Origin of the sequence: Pseudomonas sp. FDAARGOS_380, assembly GCF_002591235.1 — a bacterium.
GTDB lineage: Bacteria > Pseudomonadota > Gammaproteobacteria > Pseudomonadales > Pseudomonadaceae > Aquipseudomonas > Aquipseudomonas salmasensis.
Map to the genome: position 1 here is coordinate 3597136 of NZ_CP023969.1, position 16744 is coordinate 3613879.

General features: G+C 60.7%; 16 protein-coding genes. 10 read left to right on the forward strand and 6 right to left on the reverse strand.

The window, feature by feature from the left end:
* Positions 1-8 precede the first annotated feature (8 nt).
* Both CRN80_RS16830 and CRN80_RS16835 read left to right on the forward strand, forming a co-directional pair.
* Positions 9-1475 (forward strand): cytosine permease, encoded by a 1467-nt coding sequence (locus tag CRN80_RS16830; RefSeq protein ID WP_098950628.1) that lies wholly within the window; start codon positions 9-11, stop codon positions 1473-1475.
* On the forward strand, positions 1468-2379 hold the full coding sequence (locus CRN80_RS16835; protein WP_098950629.1) for a PfkB family carbohydrate kinase: 912 nt from the start codon (positions 1468-1470) through the stop codon (positions 2377-2379). The genes CRN80_RS16830 and CRN80_RS16835 overlap by 8 nt, the downstream gene beginning before the upstream one ends.
* Before the next feature lie 118 nt (positions 2380-2497).
* On the opposite strand, the gene CRN80_RS16840 is transcribed toward CRN80_RS16835, so the two are convergent.
* The 4 genes from CRN80_RS16840 to CRN80_RS16855 form a co-directional block, all read right to left on the reverse strand.
* Positions 2498-2878: a Rho termination factor N-terminal domain-containing protein gene (locus CRN80_RS16840; RefSeq protein WP_098950630.1), complete on the reverse strand. Its 381-nt coding sequence runs from the start codon at positions 2876-2878 to the stop codon at positions 2498-2500.
* A 48-nt stretch (positions 2879-2926) separates the two neighbouring features.
* Positions 2927-3193, reverse strand: a complete 267-nt coding sequence (locus CRN80_RS16845; protein WP_032895690.1) for a hypothetical protein — start codon at positions 3191-3193, stop codon at positions 2927-2929.
* Positions 3194-3244: 51 nt separating this feature from the next.
* Complete coding sequence (locus CRN80_RS16850) at positions 3245-3583, reverse strand: hypothetical protein (protein WP_003193500.1); 339 nt, start codon at positions 3581-3583, stop codon at positions 3245-3247.
* Between the two features lie 85 nt (positions 3584-3668).
* Positions 3669-4865, reverse strand: coding sequence for an MFS transporter (locus CRN80_RS16855; RefSeq protein ID WP_098950631.1), 1197 nt, complete (start codon positions 4863-4865; stop codon positions 3669-3671).
* Positions 4866-5053: 188 nt separating this feature from the next.
* Between CRN80_RS16855 and CRN80_RS16860 the strand changes: the two genes are divergently transcribed.
* The 6 genes from CRN80_RS16860 (at position 5054) to CRN80_RS16885 (ending at position 11082) form a co-directional block, all read left to right on the forward strand.
* Positions 5054-5533: a GNAT family N-acetyltransferase gene (locus CRN80_RS16860; RefSeq protein WP_003193496.1), complete on the forward strand. Its 480-nt coding sequence runs from the start codon at positions 5054-5056 to the stop codon at positions 5531-5533.
* A gap of 237 nt (positions 5534-5770) precedes the next feature.
* A complete protein-coding gene (locus CRN80_RS16865; RefSeq protein WP_098950632.1) occupies positions 5771-6592 on the forward strand; it encodes an SDR family oxidoreductase in 822 nt (273 codons plus the stop codon).
* A gap of 32 nt (positions 6593-6624) precedes the next feature.
* The gene (locus tag CRN80_RS16870) at positions 6625-7605 is read left to right on the forward strand and encodes a substrate-binding domain-containing protein (protein ID WP_032895693.1); all 981 of its coding nucleotides are present in this window, start codon (positions 6625-6627) and stop codon (positions 7603-7605) included.
* Positions 7602-9101 carry an L-arabinose ABC transporter ATP-binding protein AraG gene (gene araG, locus CRN80_RS16875; RefSeq protein WP_098950633.1) on the forward strand — a complete coding sequence of 500 codons (1500 nt, stop codon included), beginning with the start codon at positions 7602-7604 and terminating at the stop codon, positions 9099-9101. The genes CRN80_RS16870 and araG overlap by 4 nt, the downstream gene beginning before the upstream one ends.
* 22 nt (positions 9102-9123) lie before the next feature.
* Positions 9124-10089, forward strand: coding sequence for an L-arabinose ABC transporter permease AraH (gene araH, locus CRN80_RS16880; protein WP_032895695.1), 966 nt, complete (start codon positions 9124-9126; stop codon positions 10087-10089).
* A 189-nt stretch (positions 10090-10278) separates the two neighbouring features.
* The gene (locus tag CRN80_RS16885) at positions 10279-11082 is read left to right on the forward strand and encodes an IclR family transcriptional regulator (protein ID WP_032895696.1); all 804 of its coding nucleotides are present in this window, start codon (positions 10279-10281) and stop codon (positions 11080-11082) included.
* Here CRN80_RS16885 and CRN80_RS16890 read toward each other — a convergent pair whose 3' ends face one another.
* Complete coding sequence (locus tag CRN80_RS16890; RefSeq protein WP_054897943.1) at positions 11083-12135, reverse strand: NAD(P)-dependent alcohol dehydrogenase; 1053 nt, start codon at positions 12133-12135, stop codon at positions 11083-11085.
* Positions 12136-12315: 180 nt separating this feature from the next.
* On the opposite strand from CRN80_RS16890, the gene CRN80_RS16895 reads away from it, so the two are divergent.
* Positions 12316-13209, forward strand: a complete 894-nt coding sequence (locus CRN80_RS16895; RefSeq protein ID WP_003193483.1) for an AraC family transcriptional regulator — start codon at positions 12316-12318, stop codon at positions 13207-13209.
* Between the two features lie 602 nt (positions 13210-13811).
* Here the strand turns inward: CRN80_RS16895 and CRN80_RS16905 are convergent.
* Positions 13812-15476 carry an electron transfer flavoprotein-ubiquinone oxidoreductase gene (locus tag CRN80_RS16905; RefSeq protein ID WP_003193481.1) on the reverse strand — a complete coding sequence of 555 codons (1665 nt, stop codon included), beginning with the start codon at positions 15474-15476 and terminating at the stop codon, positions 13812-13814.
* A 516-nt stretch (positions 15477-15992) separates the two neighbouring features.
* Here CRN80_RS16905 and CRN80_RS16910 point away from each other — a divergent pair.
* Positions 15993-16742 carry an electron transfer flavoprotein subunit beta/FixA family protein gene (locus CRN80_RS16910; protein WP_014719538.1) on the forward strand — a complete coding sequence of 250 codons (750 nt, stop codon included), beginning with the start codon at positions 15993-15995 and terminating at the stop codon, positions 16740-16742.
* Positions 16743-16744 lie beyond the last annotated feature (2 nt).

The window sequence follows — 16744 nt, forward strand, 5'->3', positions numbered from 1 at the left end:
ACCCTTTCATGAGCAGCCCTTCTTCCGGCCAAAGCGCTGGGCAATTGGAAACACGCGGCATCGAGCCGGTCCCGGAAGGCGAGTGCAACGGCCATCCGCTGCAACTGTTCTGGGTATGGTTCGCCGCCAATATCAGCATCCTCGGCTTGCCCCTTGGTGCGACGCTGGTGGCGTTTCGTGGCCTGGCCATCTGGCAGGCGATCATCGTCGCGATCCTCGGCGCCGCGGGCTCCTTTGCCGTGGTGGGCATCATCTCCATCGCCGGCCGCCGTGGTCGCGCGCCCAGCCTGACCTTGTCTCGCGCCATCTTCGGGGTGCGCGGCAATATCGGCCCGACCTTGGTGTCGCTGATGTCGCGCCTGGGTTGGGAAACCGTCAACACCACCACCGCAGCCTTCGTGTTGTTGTCGTTAAGCTCCATCCTGTTCGGCTCGGCCGTGGAGGCGAAAAGCGCGCCGGTGCTCACCCTGATCTTCATTGCCATCTTCGTGCTGCTGACCCTGGCCGTATCGGGCCTGGGCCACGCCACGTTGCTGGTGATCCAGAAGTGGGCGACCTACGTCTTCGGCGGCTTGAACATTCTGGTGGGCGGCTTTCTGTGCGCCACCATCGACTGGAGCGCGGTGTTCAACGCCACTCCGGCGCCGTTGAGCGCGATGATCATTGGCGTGGGCACCATGGCTGCCGGTACCGGTATCGGTTGGGCCAACGCCGGTGCAGACATGTCGCGTTACCAGCACCGCAGCGTCAAGGCCGTGCGCCTGGTCGCCTCCGCTGCGTTTGGCGCAGGCATCCCGCTGGTGCTGTTGATCACCCTTGGCGGGCTGTTGTCGGTGGGTAACAATGACCTGGCGTCGGCCACCGACCCCATCATCGCGATCCGCGACATGCTACCGACCTGGATGGCCGTGCCGTACCTGATCACCGCGTTCGGCGGGCTGTTGCTGTCGAACAACCTGTCGGTGTATTCGGCCGGCCTCACCACCTTGACCCTGGGCTTGAAGGTCAAGCGCGTGCATGCCGTGATTGTCGATATCGTGGCGATCTTTGCCGGCTCCATCTACTTCATGCTGATCGCCGACAGCTTCTATGGCCCGTTCATTACCTTCATTTCGCTGCTGGCGGTGCCGATCACGGCGTGGGTCGGGATCTTCGTGGTCGACTTGATTCACCGGCATTACTACAGCCCCACCGACCTGCTGGACGTCAGCCCCAGCAGTGCCTACTGGTATCGCGGCGGTGTGGAGTGGCGTGCATTTGGCGCCTGGGCCGTGGCCATCGTGCTGGGGTTCAGCTTCACCACCATCGGCACCACCGCCGAAAACATCTGGTTTGCCGGGCCGCTGTCCGATTCCTGGCTGGGCCATAACGGCCTGGGCTGGATCGTGACCTTCCTGGTAGCGGGCGGCATATATGCGGTACTGGGCGGTGCGGCTGACCGTCGTCCTGCTTTAGCAGAGAGCGCCAATGTCTAGATTGCTGCATACCGGCCAGGTCATTGTTGACCTGGTCATGGGCCTCGACACCCTGCCGGCAAGCGGCGGTGACGTGCTGGCCAACTCCGCCAGTTTCCAAGTCGGTGGCGGTTTCAATGTAATGGCTGCGGCGCGGCGCAATGGGTTGCCGGTGGTTTACCTGGGCCGCCATGGCGAGGGGCGCTTTGGCGAGCTGGCGCGTGCCGCGATGCAGGCCGAGGGTATTGAAATGGCCTTGGCGGCCAGCGCTGGCAAAGATACCGGCTTGTGCGTGTCGCTGACTGAAGCGAGCACCGAACGCACCTTCATCTCCCATCTTGGCGCCGAGGGTGAACTGAGCGCCGACGATTTGGCTCAGATCGTCCCGCGTGTCGATGACTACGTATACGTCAGTGGCTACAGCTTGCTGCTTGAAGGTAAGGCGCAGCCGTTGCTTGACTGGTTGCTGGCGCTGCCGCGAGAGATCGTGGTGGTGTTCGACCCAGGCCCGCTGGTCAAGGCGCCGGACTCGGCGTTGATGCGCGCGTTGTTACCGCGTATCGACATCTGGACCAGCAATGGCCCTGAAGCCCTGGCGTTTACCGGGGCGGCGGATATGAGTCAGGCGCTGCCCATGCTCAATCAGCACATGCAGGCACTGCTGGTGGTGCGCGATGGACCAAATGGCTGCTGGGTAGGGCGTGGGGCGCAGACCGAGCATGTACCAGGCTTCAAGGTTCACGCCGTGGACAGCAATGGCGCGGGGGATGCACATGCTGGCGTATTTATTGCCGGGTTGGCGAAGGGCTTGAAACCGGTTGAGGCAGCGCGTCGAGCGAACGCAGCGGCGGCATTGGCGGTAACCCGCTGGGGACCGGCTACTTCGCCTGGCACTGCTGAGGTCGATGCATTAGTGACTCAATAAACGAGGCCCAAAAAATGTGGGAGCGGGCTTGCTCGCGAAGGCGGTGTGTCAGTCAACACATGCTTTAACTGACACACCGCATTCGCGAGCAAGCCCGCTCCCACAAGGGGTTCTGCGTTTAACCTGCTTTTTTCAGGGCTTGGATCAACTCATCTTTGCGCATGGTTGAGCGTCCTGAAATATTCTTTTCTCGCGCTTCTTTCATCAAGCTTTCCTTGGTCTGCGTACCCAATGAAACGCGACTGCTGCGCGGGTGGCCTTCACGGCTGGCAGCGGCACGCTTGGCTGATTCCTGCCGGTCCTGGGCCTTCTTGGCCGGTGCTTTGCGCCTGCCTGAGCCGCCGGTTCTCTCACCGCCGCCAGACTGTTTGTTCACGGTGGCCCAGGCGCGGGCTTCGGCTTCATCCTTGGGCAACCCTTTGTGCTCATAACTGTCTTCGATATGAGCGGCCTTGCGTTTCTGTTCGTCGGTGTATTTGGCTTTGCTTCCACGAGGCATCGCTAAAACTCCTTCTGGCCCCAGTCGCGGGGCCAGGCCAGAAATGGATTACTGAGTACTTTGGGCGTCGAGCTTGCGCGCCTCATCCACACCAGAGGCGGTGAGTTTGATCGGCAGGTTCAACGCGTATTCGCCGGCGTCGTCGGTGGTCACATGCCCATCCTTGATCAGCCCGCGGTCCTGCAGGAACGCCAAGACACTGGCGACCTCTTTTTCACCGCGGTAATTGTCCAGCACCTCCTTGCCCAAGCCTTGCGGGTGAGCGTGCAGCAGGCGGGTGAGGACTTCTTTTTCAAGGTTTCTATCGACGTTCATGCGTACCTCTTCACGGGGAAATGGTCGGGTGTTGGTCGTAGCAAGGGGGCATCAAGGCGCGGGTTGTTTCTGCGCGCCGGGGATGTTCGAGTCGTCGCCCTTGTTGATCTTCGGCTCATTGTTGCTCGTGCCAGGGCCCATCTTGCCGTTGCCCACGGCCGCCGGTGCCTGGCGCTGGGTGTCGTTGCCTTTGGTGCGTGGGTCGGCGCTGTTGTCGATGATCGCGCCACCGTTGGTGTCCATGCCGGTGCCCATGGATTTTTGCGACTCGGTGGTGGCGTCCGGCGTTGGATCGGTGGGGCCGGTGGTCGAGCTGGCCGCGAAGGCGCTCAGGGACGCGGCAGACAACAGGCCAGTGAGGGCGAGGGCAGCAAATTTGGAATTTTTCATCAGGGTGTCTCCATATGATTAATGTCCTTACCCTGTATTGGTCTGCCCGCGATTGTTGATCGTGCCGGGAGGGCGACGAACGGTATCAGCTCACCTGTATCACTTTGTGTGCCGATACTCGGCGCGCTATCAAGCGTGCCACTGTGATCGCCCAGTTGAGGGCCGCGATCACCAGTACGCTCAGCATCATTGTCGCAAGGCCGAAGTCGACGATGATCTTGCCTGCGAGCCAGGGAAACCCGAAGACGCCGATAAAGTACGCCAGGCTGAACAACAACAACGCCTGGGAAGTGGTGCCGCTGGGCGCTTCGTTGGCCACCAGGCCGTTGATCACTGAATACGTCAGGCCATACCCGATCCCTAGCGTGGCGGCGGCGAGCACATAACTGAGGTTACCGCTCACACCAAACGCGAACAGCGCGATCGCGCCGAACATCACCCCCGATAACACACAGGCAGCCTGGTACGCATCGCGCTTGACCACGAAGCCTGCGATCAGCAAGCGGCTGGTGATTGCTGCTGTCAGGAAGCCCGCGAAGAACAGTGAATAGTCGAGCTTATGAGCCACGGCATAACTGGTCTGGAACGAAGACAGCCCCCCGAATACGCAGCCACCCAGGCCGACCATCAGGATGGCGAACGCCGCCTTGGAAGACAGTACGCGACGGCTTGCACGCCAGGAAATCCTGGAGGTCGGTACATTAGCGTGCTGTCTCAACCGGGAGCCCATGCGCCAGAACATCACCACCCCGGCGAGGCTGGCGAGCCCGGCGATATAGAACGCGGTGGTCAGGGGCAGGTCCAGCGCAGTGGCGGCGCGTCCCAGCAAAGGGCCGGAACCTATGCCGCTCAACATACTGCCCGAGAGCAAGGCGAAATATTTGGCCCGCTGGCGCGGTTCCACTAGCAGCGTCACGATGATTGGGCCCAGGGTATAGAACACGCCCCAGCCCAAACCAAGGGACAATCCAAACAGCATCAAGCCTTGGCCAAACCCCGGCGTCAGGGCAAACCCCAGGCAGGCCACCACCAACAATAGGCCGGTGCTCGCAATTGCTCGCGCTGCGCCCAGCGCATCAGCCAAGTGCCCGGAAAACACGACCGCTACAAAGGTGCTGAGCATCGCCGTGGCAATGACACTGCCCGCGTCGTGTTCATTACCGCCACGGGCATGGATCAGCAGTGACAACAAAAAGGTCGAGCCGTAAGACAGCGACAACAGGAAGCTGGCGAGGCAGAACAGCGCGAATGTCTTGGTGCCCACAGGTGGCGTGGCGTGCATGAGCAGGTCTCTGATCGTTGGATTTATGCCCATTGTTTACCATGGGCGTGCGCAGGCTTTGTTCTGTGGTTGCCGATGCTTGCATCACCCCGCGCCGGAGTGAAACGCGCTCGTCGGCATCAATTGCACTGCAAACGGCAATCAAACCGTCTTAGTATGTGGCCTTTGAATTTGCTCAAGGCTTGCCCATGACCATCGAGATTCGCCCCGCCGTGCCCAGCGATGCTGCGCAGATCCTGACCTTTATCACTGAACTGGCCGAGTACGAGAAAGCCCGGCATGAAGTGATCGCCAGCGTGGTGGATATCGAACGCAGCCTGTTCAGCGAAGGCGCCACGGCCCATGGCCTGATCTGCTTGCGCGACGGCTTGCCGATTGGCTTTGCGGTGTTCTTTTTCAGCTACTCGACCTGGCTGGGCAGCAACTGCCTGTACCTGGAAGACCTGTACATCAACCCGGAACAACGTGGCGGTGGCGCCGGCAAGAAGTTGTTGCGTCACCTGGCCAAGATCGCCTGCGACAACGGTTGCGGGCGCTTTGAATGGAGCGTGCTGGACTGGAACGAGCCCGCGATTGCCTTCTACAAATCCATCGGCGCCCAGCCTCAGGAAGAGTGGGTGCGTTATCGCATGGAAGGCGATGCCCTGCGAGACTTCGCGCTGGGCTGAAGCCTCATTTCTATAGGCACCAAAGATCGAATGTGGGAGCGGGCTTGCTCGCGAATGCGGTGTATCAGTCAGCACATGCTTTAACTGACACACCGCATTCGCGAGCAAGCCCGCTCCCACATTTTTTTAAGCTTTGTCCATTATATGGGATGATAATTTATATATTGAGATATTTCAGGCGATGGGTTTATAGTCGCCAGCATCAGCACTCACTACTAAAAATAAAAAGGTGAAGCGATGCAGGCACAACCGTTGTCCCTACCCGCCGTGCCCGAGCCGACTTACGGCGAGCGGCTGAAGAACAAGGTGGTGATCATCACCGGCGCCGCCCAAGGCATTGGCGAAGCCATCGTTGCCTGTTTCCAGGCCCAGCAGGCGCGGTTGATCATTGCCGATATCCAAGGCGACAAAGTCGAGAAAGTCGCCGCTCATTGGCGCGAACGTGGGGCGCAGATTTACGCCCAACCCGTCGATATCACCTCCAAGGATCAATGGCAGGCACTGGTCAACCTGGCCATCGAGCGCTTTGGCCGCGTGGATGTGCTGGTCAACTGTGCCGGGGTCAATGTGTTCCGTGACCCGCTGCAAATGAGCGACGAGGACTGGCGTCGCTGTTTCGCCATCGACCTCGACGGCGCTTGGTACGGCTGCCGGTCGGTGTTGCCGCACATGATCGAGCAGGGCATCGGCAACATCATCAATATCGCGTCCACCCATTCCAGCCACATCATTCCCGGCTGCTTTCCTTACCCTGTCGCCAAGCACGGCCTGCTCGGCCTCACCCGTGCCTTGGGCATCGAGTACGCGCCCAAGGGCATCCGCGTGAATGCCATTGCCCCCGGCTATATCGAAACCCAGCTCAACGTCGATTACTGGAACGGTTTCCCAGACCCCCACGCCGAACGCCAGCGCGCGTTCGACCTGCACCCGCCCAAACGCATTGGCCAGCCCATCGAAGTGGCCATGACGGCTCTGTTCCTGGCGACCGATGAGGCGCCTTTTATCAATGCCACTTGCCTGACGATCGATGGCGGGCGGTCTGTGATGTACCACGACTAAAGCGTTTTTCAATAACAAGAAGGAGGTGGTCCATGTTCAAGCAAACACTCGGTGCCGTGGCACTGGCGATGGCGTTCAGCGGCTGGGTATCGGCTGAAGAAGTGAAGATTGGTTTCCTGGTCAAACAGGCCGAGGAACCCTGGTTTCAAACGGAGTGGGCATTCGCGGAGAAAGCCGGCAAGGAGCATGGTTTCACCGTGATCAAGATCGCCGTGCCCGATGGCGAAAAGACCTTGTCGGCCATCGACAGCCTGGCTGCCAACGGCGCGAAAGGCTTTGTGATCTGCCCGCCAGACGTGTCCCTGGGCCCGGCCATCGTTGCCAAGGCCAAGGTCAACGATTTGAAAGTGATGGCCGTGGATGATCGCTTTGTCGATGCCAAGGGCAACTTCATGGAAGACGTGCCGTACCTGGGCATGGCCGCATTTGAAGTGGGCCAGAAGCAGGGCGCCGCCATGGCCGCCGAAGCGAAAAAACGCGGTTGGGACTGGAAGGACACCTACGCGGTGATCAACACCTTCAACGAACTCGACACCGGCAAGAAGCGCACTGACGGCTCGATCAAATCCCTGGAGGAGGCCGGTATTCCCAAGGATCACATCCTCACCGCTGCACTGAAAACCCTCGACGTGCCCGGCAGTATGGACGCCACCAACTCGGCCTTGGTCAAGCTGCCGAGCGGGGCGAAGAACCTGATCATCGGCGGCATGAACGACAACACCGTGCTCGGCGGCGTGCGCGCCACTGAGAGCGCCGGCTTCAAGGCCGCCAACGTGATCGGCATCGGCATCAATGGCACTGACGCCATCGGCGAATTGAAGAAAGCCGACAGTGGCTTCTTCGGCTCCATGCTGCCCAGCCCGCATATCGAGGGCTATAACACCGCGCTGGCGATGTACGAGTGGGTCACCACCGGCAAGGAGCCGGCCAAATACACCGCCATGGACGAAGTGACCTTGATCACCCGCGCCAATTTCCAGGAAGAACTGACCAAGATCGGCCTGTGGAAATGAGCGGCGCGGCTCTGCGTTTCAATGGCATCGGCAAGGAGTTTCCCGGTGTGAAAGCCCTGGCGCAGATCAGCTTTGAAGCGCGGCCGCACTCGGTGCACGCGCTGATGGGCGAGAACGGCGCCGGCAAGTCGACCCTGCTGAAAATCCTCGGCGGCGCCTACATTCCGTCCAGCGGTACGGTGCAGATCGGCGCGCAAACCATGGCCTTCAAATGCGCCGCCGACAGCATCGCCAGCGGCGTGGCGGTGATTCACCAAGAGCTGCACCTGGTGCCGGAAATGAGCGTGGCCGAGAACCTGTTCCTCGGGCATTTGCCCACGCGCTTTGGCGTGGTCAACCGGGGCCTGCTGCGCAAGCAGGCCCTGGCCTGCCTCAAGGGCCTGGCCGATGAAATCGACCCCGACGAGAAACTCGGGCGCCTGTCCCTGGGCCAGCGTCAGCTGGTGGAAATCGCCAAGGCGCTGTCTCGTGGCGCCAACGTGATTGCCTTTGATGAACCCACCAGCAGTTTATCGGCGCGGGAAATCGACCGCTTGATGGCGATCATCGAGCGCCTGCGCGACGAGGGCAAAGTGGTGCTCTATGTGTCCCATCGCATGGAAGAGGTGTTCCGCATTTGCGACGCGGTGACGGTGTTCAAGGACGGTCGCTATGTGCGCACGTTCGAGGACATGAGCACGCTGACCCACGATCAACTGGTGACCTGCATGGTCGGTCGCGATATCCAGGATATCTACGATTACCGAGCGCGTGAGCAAGGCGAGGTGGCGCTCAAGGTGGACGGCTTGCTCGGCCCGGGCCTGCGTGAACCGATCAGTTTCCAGGTGCGCAAGGGCGAGATCCTGGGCCTGTTCGGGCTGGTAGGCGCGGGGCGTACCGAGCTGTTTCGCCTGCTCAGTGGTTTAGAGCGCGCCAGTGCCGGCAGCCTGGAACTCTGTGGTGAGCCGTTGCAGTTGCGCTCACCCCGCGACGCCATCGCCGCCGGGGTATTGCTGTGTCCGGAGGATCGCAAGAAAGAGGGCATCATCCCGCTGGGCAGCGTCGCGGAAAACATCAACATCAGCGCCCGTGGCGCCCATTCCACCTTTGGCTGGCTGTTGCGCGAAAGTTGGGAGAAAGGTAACGCCGACCGACAGATCCAGGCGATGCGGGTCAAAACGCCGAACGCGGCGCAGAAGATCATGTACCTGTCCGGCGGCAACCAACAGAAAGCCATCCTTGGCCGCTGGCTGTCGATGCCCATGAAGGTGCTGCTGCTCGACGAACCCACTCGCGGTATCGACATCGGCGCCAAGTCGGAGATCTACCAGATCATCCATAACCTGGCGGCCAGTGGCATTGCGGTGATTGTGGTGTCCAGCGACCTGATGGAGGTGATGGGCATCTCTGACCGCATCCTGGTGATGAGTGAAGGCGCCTTGACCGGTGAGTTACCCCGCGCCCAAGCGGATGAAGCGCGTCTGCTGCAACGGGCGCTGCCACAGTCGCGGGCTTGAACAAGAATAAGAGGGTTTGGCTATGTCTGAGGTAAAAACTGCAAAGGGTTTCTGGCCGGGTTTCAACCAGCGCAAATTTCTCGATGACTGGGTGATGCTGTTGGCGGCGCTGGGCATCTTTGTGCTCAGCGCGGTGTTCATCGACAACTTCCTGTCGCCGCTGAACATGCGCGGTCTGGGCCTGGCGATTTCCACCGTGGGTATTGCGGCGTGCACCATGCTGTTCTGCCTGGCGTCGGGGCACTTCGACTTGTCGGTGGGTTCGGTGATCGCCTGTGCCGGGGTGGTGGCGGGCATTGTGATGCGCGACACCGACAGCGTACTACTCGGCGTGTCGGCGGCCTTGGCCATGGGCCTGGTGGTCGGGCTGATCAACGGCATCGTGATCGCCAAGCTGCGCATCAACGCGTTGATTGCCACCCTGGCGACCATGCAGATCGTGCGCGGCCTGGCCTACATCTTCTCCAATGGCAAGGCGGTGGGGGTGATGAATGAAGGGTTCTTCGTATTCGGCAACGGCCAACTGCTGGGCGTGCCGGTGCCGATTATCATCACCGTGTTGTGCTTTGTGTTCTTTGGCTGGCTGCTCAATTACACCACCTACGGGCGCAACACCATGGCCATTGGTGGCAACCAGGAAGCCGCGTTGCTCGCGGGGGTGAATGTTGATCGCACCAAGATCATCATCTTTGCCGTGCACGGTTTGATCGGCGCATTGGCCGGGGTGATCCTCGCCTCACGCATGACCTCGGGCCAGCCGATGATTGGCCAGGGGTTCGAGCTGACGGTGATTTCGGCGTGCGTGCTGGGCGGGGTGTCGTTAAGCGGCGGCATCGGCATGATCCGCCACGTGATCGCTGGGGTGTTGATTCTGGCGATCATCGAGAACGCGATGAACCTGAAGAACATCGATACCTTTTACCAATATGTGATTCGTGGCTCGATCCTCTTGCTGGCCGTCATCATCGATCGCATGAAGCAACGTTGAACACCCCCTCAAGAACACCCAGAAACCAATGTGGGAGCGGGCTTGCTCGCGAATGCTGTATGTCAGTCAGCATATTCATCAGCTGATACTCCGCATTCGCGAGCAAGCCCGCTCCCACATTTGGATCTGCGCTGTATTGGGAGTTGGTATTTGCCATAATGCCCCCGCTTTCATACTTATAGGCCCGATATGCAGGAAAACGCCCACACCCCCGTCAAAGACGCCGCCCCCACCGGCACCCAGACCCTGTTGCGCGGCCTGGGCGTGGTGCAAGCGGTGGCGGCCGGTGCACGGGATCTCAAGGAGATCGCCCGGCGCATCGGCACCACGCGCAGCACCACGCACCGCCTGGCCAGTTGCCTGGTGGACGAGCGTTACCTGCGCGTGGTGCCCCAGGTCGGTTACCTGCTGGGCCCCAAGCTGATCGAGTTGGGGTTCCAGGCCCGTGAAGAGTTGCCTTTGGTGAACCTGGCAGTGCCGTACCTGGACGAGTTGTCGGCGTTGACCGGCGACACCATTCACCTGGCGATTCGTGAATACGACGAGGTGCTCTACCTGCACAAGAACCCCGGCCGCAACGGCCCGGAAATGCGCTCGCGGGTCGGCCATCGTATGCCGCTGGCGCGCACCGGTATCGGCAAGGCGTTGATGCTGGATGATTCGCCGCAGGAGTGGCAGCGCTTGTACGAGGCGAGCTTGCCGGCGGCGGGCAAGAGCCTGCAATGGCCGCAGCACCCGGAGCAATCCTGGGCGCAGTTCGAACAGCGCATGCATGAGTATGTGGAGGGTGGCTACGCGTTCGACCTCGAAGACAACGAGCCTTCGATCCGCTGCGTGGCGGCACCGGTGCGCGATGCCAGCGGGCGCATTGTCGCCGGCATCAGCATCGCCAGTACGGTGCCCTACATGCCGCTGGAGAAAATGGCCGAGCTGATCCCTGTGATCAAACAGGTCGCAGCCCGGCTGTCAGCGGAGTTGGGCGCCAAAGCCTGATCAGGCTTTCAGGCTCGCCATGTCGATGACAAAGCGGTACTTCACGTCACCGGCAATCATGCGCGCGTAAGCTTCGTTGATCTGCCGGATGTCGAGCATCTCGATGTCGCAGGTAATGCCATGCTCGGCGCAGAAATCCAGGACTTCCTGGGTTTCGGCAATACCGCCGATCAGCGAACCGGCCAACACTTTACGGCCCAGCACCAGCTTGGCGGCGTTGACGGGCGGGTCCACCGGCTCGATCAGGCCGACCAGGATATGCACGCCGTCAAAGCGCAGCACATCGAGGTAGGGGTTCAGGTCGTGCTGCACCGGGATGGTGTCCAGCAAGAAGTCGAAGTGCCCGGCAGCAGCTTTCATCTGCTCGGCATCGGTGGACACGATCACATGGTCGGCGCCCTGGCGACGGCCTTCCTCGGCCTTGCTGGCCGAACGGGTGAACAGCGTGACTTCGGCGCCCATGGCCTTGGCGAACTTGATGCCCATGTGGCCCAGGCCGCCCATGCCGAGGATCCCGACTTTATCGCCGGCCTTCACGCCGTAGTGCTTGAGGGGCGAGTAGGTGGTGATGCCTGCGCACAGGATCGGCGCAGCGCTGGCCAGGTCAAGCTTGGCCGGGATCTTCACCACAAAGTGCTCACTGACCACGATGCTGTCGGAGTAGCCGCCCATGGTGTTGCTGCCATCCACGCGGTCTGGCGTGGCGTACGTCATGGTCGGGCCTTCGAGGCAATACTGCTCAAGGTCCGATTGGCAGGCTTCGCAGTGGCGGCACGAGTCCACCATGCAGCCTACGCCCACCAAGTCGCCGACTTTATGCGCGGTGACGTTGGCGCCGACGGCGGTGACTTTGCCGACAATCTCGTGGCCCGGCATCAGCGGGTACACGGCGATGCCCCATTCGTTGCGCGCCTGGTGGATGTCGGAGTGGCACACGCCGCAGTAGAGAATCTCGATGGCCACGTCATCGACGCGTGGGCTGCGGCGTTCAAATGACATCGGGGCGAGGGGCGTGGTGGCCGACTGGGCGGCGTAACCGATGGCGGTGTACATAGTAAACCTCACAAAAGCTTGGACTGCAGAGGCGGCAAAGTCTGCGCGCCGGCCCCTAGTGCGAACATGGCAATTGCTCCGAGTCTCATGCCTATTCGTCCGGCAGTGCCTGAGGTTTGGATATATTGGCCGCCAGACCTGCGATGATGCTGTCATCCCTCATTCGCGAAGTTTTTTGCCATGCTGTTGACCCGCCATTTGGACGCCAATGCCACGCTGGTTGCCTTGATCGAAGGGCTCACGCCCCGCGATGGTTTTTCCCCGACTCACCTGCCCGGCGTGCAGGTGCTGCGCGCCAGTTGCGATGTGGCGCGTGGGCCGCAGATCTATGAGCCAAGCCTGATGTTCGTGGCCCAGGGCAGCAAGGTCGCCTACCTTGGGCCGCGCACGCTGGAGTATGGCGCCGGGCACTACCTGATCCAGGCCATGCCGGTGCCGTTCGAATGCGAGACCTTTGCCATGGCCCCCGAGGCGCCGCTGTATGGCGTCACGGTAGGCATCGACCGCGTGGTGTTGGGCGAGTTGGTGATTGCCATGGGCATGCAGGCCGGGCCGCCGCCGACCGCGCAGACCTTGGAGTCGATGAGTTCGGTGGTGCTGGACGATGCGATGCGCGGCTGCGTCGAGCGGTTGTTGCAGTGCCTGCACGATCCGCTGGAAAGCCGGATCATGGGCCCGGCGCGGGTGCGCGAATTGTTGTTCACCGCCTTGCGTGGGCCTCAGGCGGATGTGTTGCGTGCGCTGGTGGAACAACAGGGGCAGTTTTCGCGCATCGCCACCTCATTGAATCACCTGCATGCCCATTACGCCGAGCCGCTGAATATCGAGACGTTGGCCGGATTTGCGCACATGAGTGCCTCGACCTTTCATGAGCATTTCAAACGCTGCACCTTGTTGTCACCGGTGCAGTACCTCAAGCGCTTGCGGTTATTGAAGGCCCAACAGTTGCTGCTGGTGGAGGGCATGAGCGTGGCGCAGGCGGCGCACAAGGTGGGATACCAGAGTACGTCGCAGTTCAGTCGGGAGTACAAACGCTACTTCCTGCGCAACCCAGGCGAAGAGCGGGCCGCCTGACACCCCACGGTCATTGTGGGAGCTGGCTTGCCTGCGATGACGGCCTGCCAGCCGCCCCCTATCTACCTGACACCCCAACGATCCAACTTGTGGGCTTGCTCGCGAAGGCGGCCTGTCAGTCAACACAGTTGGATTGTGTGCATATTCATTGCTGCGGTAACGGCCGCTTAGGGTTCCGCCTGACGGCGGGTCACTTTGGAAAAGAGCCGGAATGCCGGCCCAGCCCAAAGTAACCAAAGGGCTCTTGCCCCACCACTCGGCACCTCGCTTGGGCTCGGTGTGCCCGTAATCCGCCAGTGATTTGGGGGGCCGCCGCCACGCGCCATCCATGGCGCGGGGCGGCTAAACCGGCATCCCTGCCGGTTTACCCCCCAAATCACTGTCGAATTCCGGCCAGCGTGGTTTGACGGGGCGCCTAAGATCAAAAGCAGATCAAGATCAAGAGCGGCTCGCTTCGCATCGTGGTTACCGGTGGCTGCGGCGAACTACACAATTGTGTAGATACCTATGGCCATCGCAGGCAAGCCAGCTCCCACATTTTGATCGATATTGCCCACAAAAAAGGCCCCCGTCTCGGGAGCCTTTTTGGTTAAGCGAACGACTTACATATTCGGGTAAGTCGGCCCGCCCGCACCTTCCGGCGTTACCCAGGTGATGTTCTGCGAAGGGTCCTTGATGTCACAGGTCTTGCAGTGCACGCAGTTCTGGGCGTTGATCTGGAAGCGCTTCTCGCCGTCTTCCTTGGTCACCACTTCATACACCCCAGCCGGGCAGTAGCGCTGCGCCGGTTCATCGTAGAGCGGCAGGTTGGTGCCGATCGGGATGCTTGGGTCCTTGAGCTTCAAGTGGCACGGCTGCTCTTCTTCGTGGTTGGTACCGGAGATGAACACCGAGCTCAGCTTGTCGAAACTCAACTTGCCGTCGGGTTTGGGGTAGTCGATCTTCTGGCTGTCTTTGGCCAGCTTCAGGCAGGCGTAGTCCGGCTTGGTGTCGTGCAGGGTGAAAGGGATCTTGCCGCCGAAAATGTTCTGGTCGAGCCAGTTGAAACCGCCGCCGATGATTGCGCCGAACTTGTGCACGGCCGGGCCGAAATTACGGCTGGCGAACAGTTCTTCGTACAGCCAGCTGGCTTTGAAACTGTCGACATAGGTGGTCAGTTCGTCGCCGCCTTCAGATTCGGCGAACAGGCGGTCGGCCACGGCGTCGGCGGCGAGCATGCCGGACTTCATCGCGGTGTGGCTGCCCTTGATCTTGGCGAAGTTGAGGGTGCCCAGGTCGCAACCGATCAGCGCGCCGCCCTTGAAGACCATCTTCGGCAGCGAGTTCAGGCCACCTTTGCAGATCGCACGGGCGCCATAGCTGATGCGCTTGCCGCCTTCCAGGTACTGGGCCAGCACCGGGTGATGCTTGAGGCGCTGGAATTCATCGAACGGCGACAGGAAGGTGTTGCTGTAGGACAGATCGACGATCAGGCCGACCACCACCTGGTTGTTTTCCAGGTGATAGAGGAACGAGCCACCGGTGTTCTCGTTACCCATGATGTCCAGCGGCCAACCGGCGGTGTGCACCACCAGGCCCGGCTGGTGCTTGGCTGGGTCAATTTCCCAGATTTCCTTCAGGCCGATGCCGTAGTGCTGGGCGTCGGCGTCGCTGTCCAGGTTGAAGCGCTGGATCAGTTGCTTGCCGATGTGGCCGCGGCAACCTTCGGCGAACAGCGTGTACTTGCCACGCAGCTCCATGCCCGGGGTGTACAGGCCGTCTTTTGGCTTGCCTTCACGGTCAACGCCGAGGTCGCCAGTGATGATGCCGCGCACCACGCCGTTCTCGTCGAACAGCGCTTCCTGGGCGGCGAAGCCTGGGTAGATTTCCACGCCCAGGTTCTCGGCCTGCTGGGCCAGCCAGCGGCACAGGTTGCCCAGGGAAATGATGTAGTTGCCCTCGTTGTGCATGGTCTTGGGCACAAAGAAGTCGGGCACCTTGGTGGAGGCTTCCGGGCTGCGCAGCACATAGATGTCATCGCGCACCACCGGTGTGTTGAGCGGGGCGCCGAGTGCTTTCCAGTCCGGGAACAGTTCATTCAGGGCACGTGGTTCAAACACGGCACCGGAGAGGATGTGGGCGCCGACTTCGGAGCCTTTCTCGACCACGCAGACGCTGATTTCCTTACCGGCTTCGGCGGCCTTCTGCTTCAGTCGGCAGGCGGCAGACAGGCCCGCCGGGCCAGCGCCGACGATGACCACGTCGAATTCCATGTATTCGCGTTCCACAGGCTATCTCCTACTCAAGGCTCAACAGGCTTTTTTTTCTAATGGGTGGAGGTTCGGTATGGTTCTGCGCGAAGGCAGCACCCACCTGTCTCTCTAGGTGGCGCATTATATATAGACCACTGACAGCGTCCAATACAAACGTTTGTTTGAATTGCCTGCAGCCTAGATAAATCAAAGCAACGGGGCTTATGACTGACCATTTTGCCGTATTGACCAGAATAGGCGTTCCGGTCAAGATACGGTCGGTTTTGCGCTTCCCGTAGGCAGACTGCAGGTTTCAAGAGCACGTCCAAAGACAGGCCGAAGGCAATAAAGGTGATGCGCACCCAAACGTTGGGGCGCAGTTTACACGCCGCGATAAAGAATGACCTCTCAGTCACCACTGACGAACGGTCGTCATTTCCCGTGTGCAAGGCCACTGCCGAGGTCTTTGGAGGTGCCCTTGTGTGCCGATGAGCATCAACCGCCAGGTTCGCCTAGGCGACTTTCTTTTCACCGGAGAGTAACGAGGAATCCATGAAGGTTCTTGTAGCTGTCAAACGCGTTGTCGATTACAACGTGAAAGTTCGCGTCAAGGCGGACAATTCCGGCGTCGACCTTGCTAACGTCAAGATGTCGATGAACCCTTTCTGCGAAATCGCTGTGGAAGAAGCCGTACGCCTGAAAGAGAAAGGCGTGGCGACGGAAATCGTCGTGGTGTCCATCGGCCCGACCACTGCCCAAGAGCAGTTGCGTACCGCTCTGGCCCTGGGCGCCGACCGCGCCATTCTGGTGGAGTCTGCTGAAGAGTTGACCTCCCTGGCCGTGGCCAAGCTGCTCAAGGCCGTTGTCGACAAGGAACAGCCACAACTGGTGATCCTTGGCAAACAAGCCATCGACAGCGACAACAACCAGACTGGCCAGATGCTGGCTGCACTGACCGGTTACGGCCAGGGCACCTTCGCTTCGAAAGTCGAAGTGAGCGGCGACAGCGTTGCGGTCACCCGTGAAATCGACGGCGGCGCGCAGACGGTTTCCCTGAAACTGCCGGCCATCGTCACCACCGACCTGCGTTTGAACGAGCCGCGCTATGCGTCCCTGCCAAACATCATGAAAGCCAAGAAGAAGCCCCTGGAGACGCTGACTCCGGATGCTTTGGGCGTTTCCACCGCCTCTACCAACAAGACCGTCAAAGTCGAAGCGCCGGCTGCGCGCAGCGCGGGCATCAAGGTCAAGTCGGTGGCTGAACTGGTCGAGAAACTGAAAAACGAAGCGAAGGTGATCTGATC

What these genes read in the sequence shown, in the direction of transcription:
- CRN80_RS16830 (WP_098950628.1), top strand. Translation starts at nt 9, where the DNA reads ATGAGCAGCCCTTCTTCCGGCCAAAGCGCTGGGCAATTGGAAACACGC.
- CRN80_RS16835 (WP_098950629.1), top strand. Translation starts at nt 1,468, where the DNA reads ATGTCTAGATTGCTGCATACCGGCCAGGTCATTGTTGACCTGGTCATG.
- CRN80_RS16840 (WP_098950630.1), bottom strand. Translation starts at nt 2,878, where the DNA reads ATGCCTCGTGGAAGCAAAGCCAAATACACCGACGAACAGAAACGCAAG.
- CRN80_RS16845 (WP_032895690.1), bottom strand. Translation starts at nt 3,193, where the DNA reads ATGAACGTCGATAGAAACCTTGAAAAAGAAGTCCTCACCCGCCTGCTG.
- CRN80_RS16850 (WP_003193500.1), bottom strand. Translation starts at nt 3,583, where the DNA reads ATGAAAAATTCCAAATTTGCTGCCCTCGCCCTCACTGGCCTGTTGTCT.
- CRN80_RS16855 (WP_098950631.1), bottom strand. Translation starts at nt 4,865, where the DNA reads ATGCACGCCACGCCACCTGTGGGCACCAAGACATTCGCGCTGTTCTGC.
- CRN80_RS16860 (WP_003193496.1), top strand. Translation starts at nt 5,054, where the DNA reads ATGACCATCGAGATTCGCCCCGCCGTGCCCAGCGATGCTGCGCAGATC.
- CRN80_RS16865 (WP_098950632.1), top strand. Translation starts at nt 5,771, where the DNA reads ATGCAGGCACAACCGTTGTCCCTACCCGCCGTGCCCGAGCCGACTTAC.
- CRN80_RS16870 (WP_032895693.1), top strand. Translation starts at nt 6,625, where the DNA reads ATGTTCAAGCAAACACTCGGTGCCGTGGCACTGGCGATGGCGTTCAGC.
- araG (WP_098950633.1), top strand. Translation starts at nt 7,602, where the DNA reads ATGAGCGGCGCGGCTCTGCGTTTCAATGGCATCGGCAAGGAGTTTCCC.
- araH (WP_032895695.1), top strand. Translation starts at nt 9,124, where the DNA reads ATGTCTGAGGTAAAAACTGCAAAGGGTTTCTGGCCGGGTTTCAACCAG.
- CRN80_RS16885 (WP_032895696.1), top strand. Translation starts at nt 10,279, where the DNA reads ATGCAGGAAAACGCCCACACCCCCGTCAAAGACGCCGCCCCCACCGGC.
- CRN80_RS16890 (WP_054897943.1), bottom strand. Translation starts at nt 12,135, where the DNA reads ATGTACACCGCCATCGGTTACGCCGCCCAGTCGGCCACCACGCCCCTC.
- CRN80_RS16895 (WP_003193483.1), top strand. Translation starts at nt 12,316, where the DNA reads ATGCTGTTGACCCGCCATTTGGACGCCAATGCCACGCTGGTTGCCTTG.
- CRN80_RS16910 (WP_014719538.1), top strand. Translation starts at nt 15,993, where the DNA reads ATGAAGGTTCTTGTAGCTGTCAAACGCGTTGTCGATTACAACGTGAAA.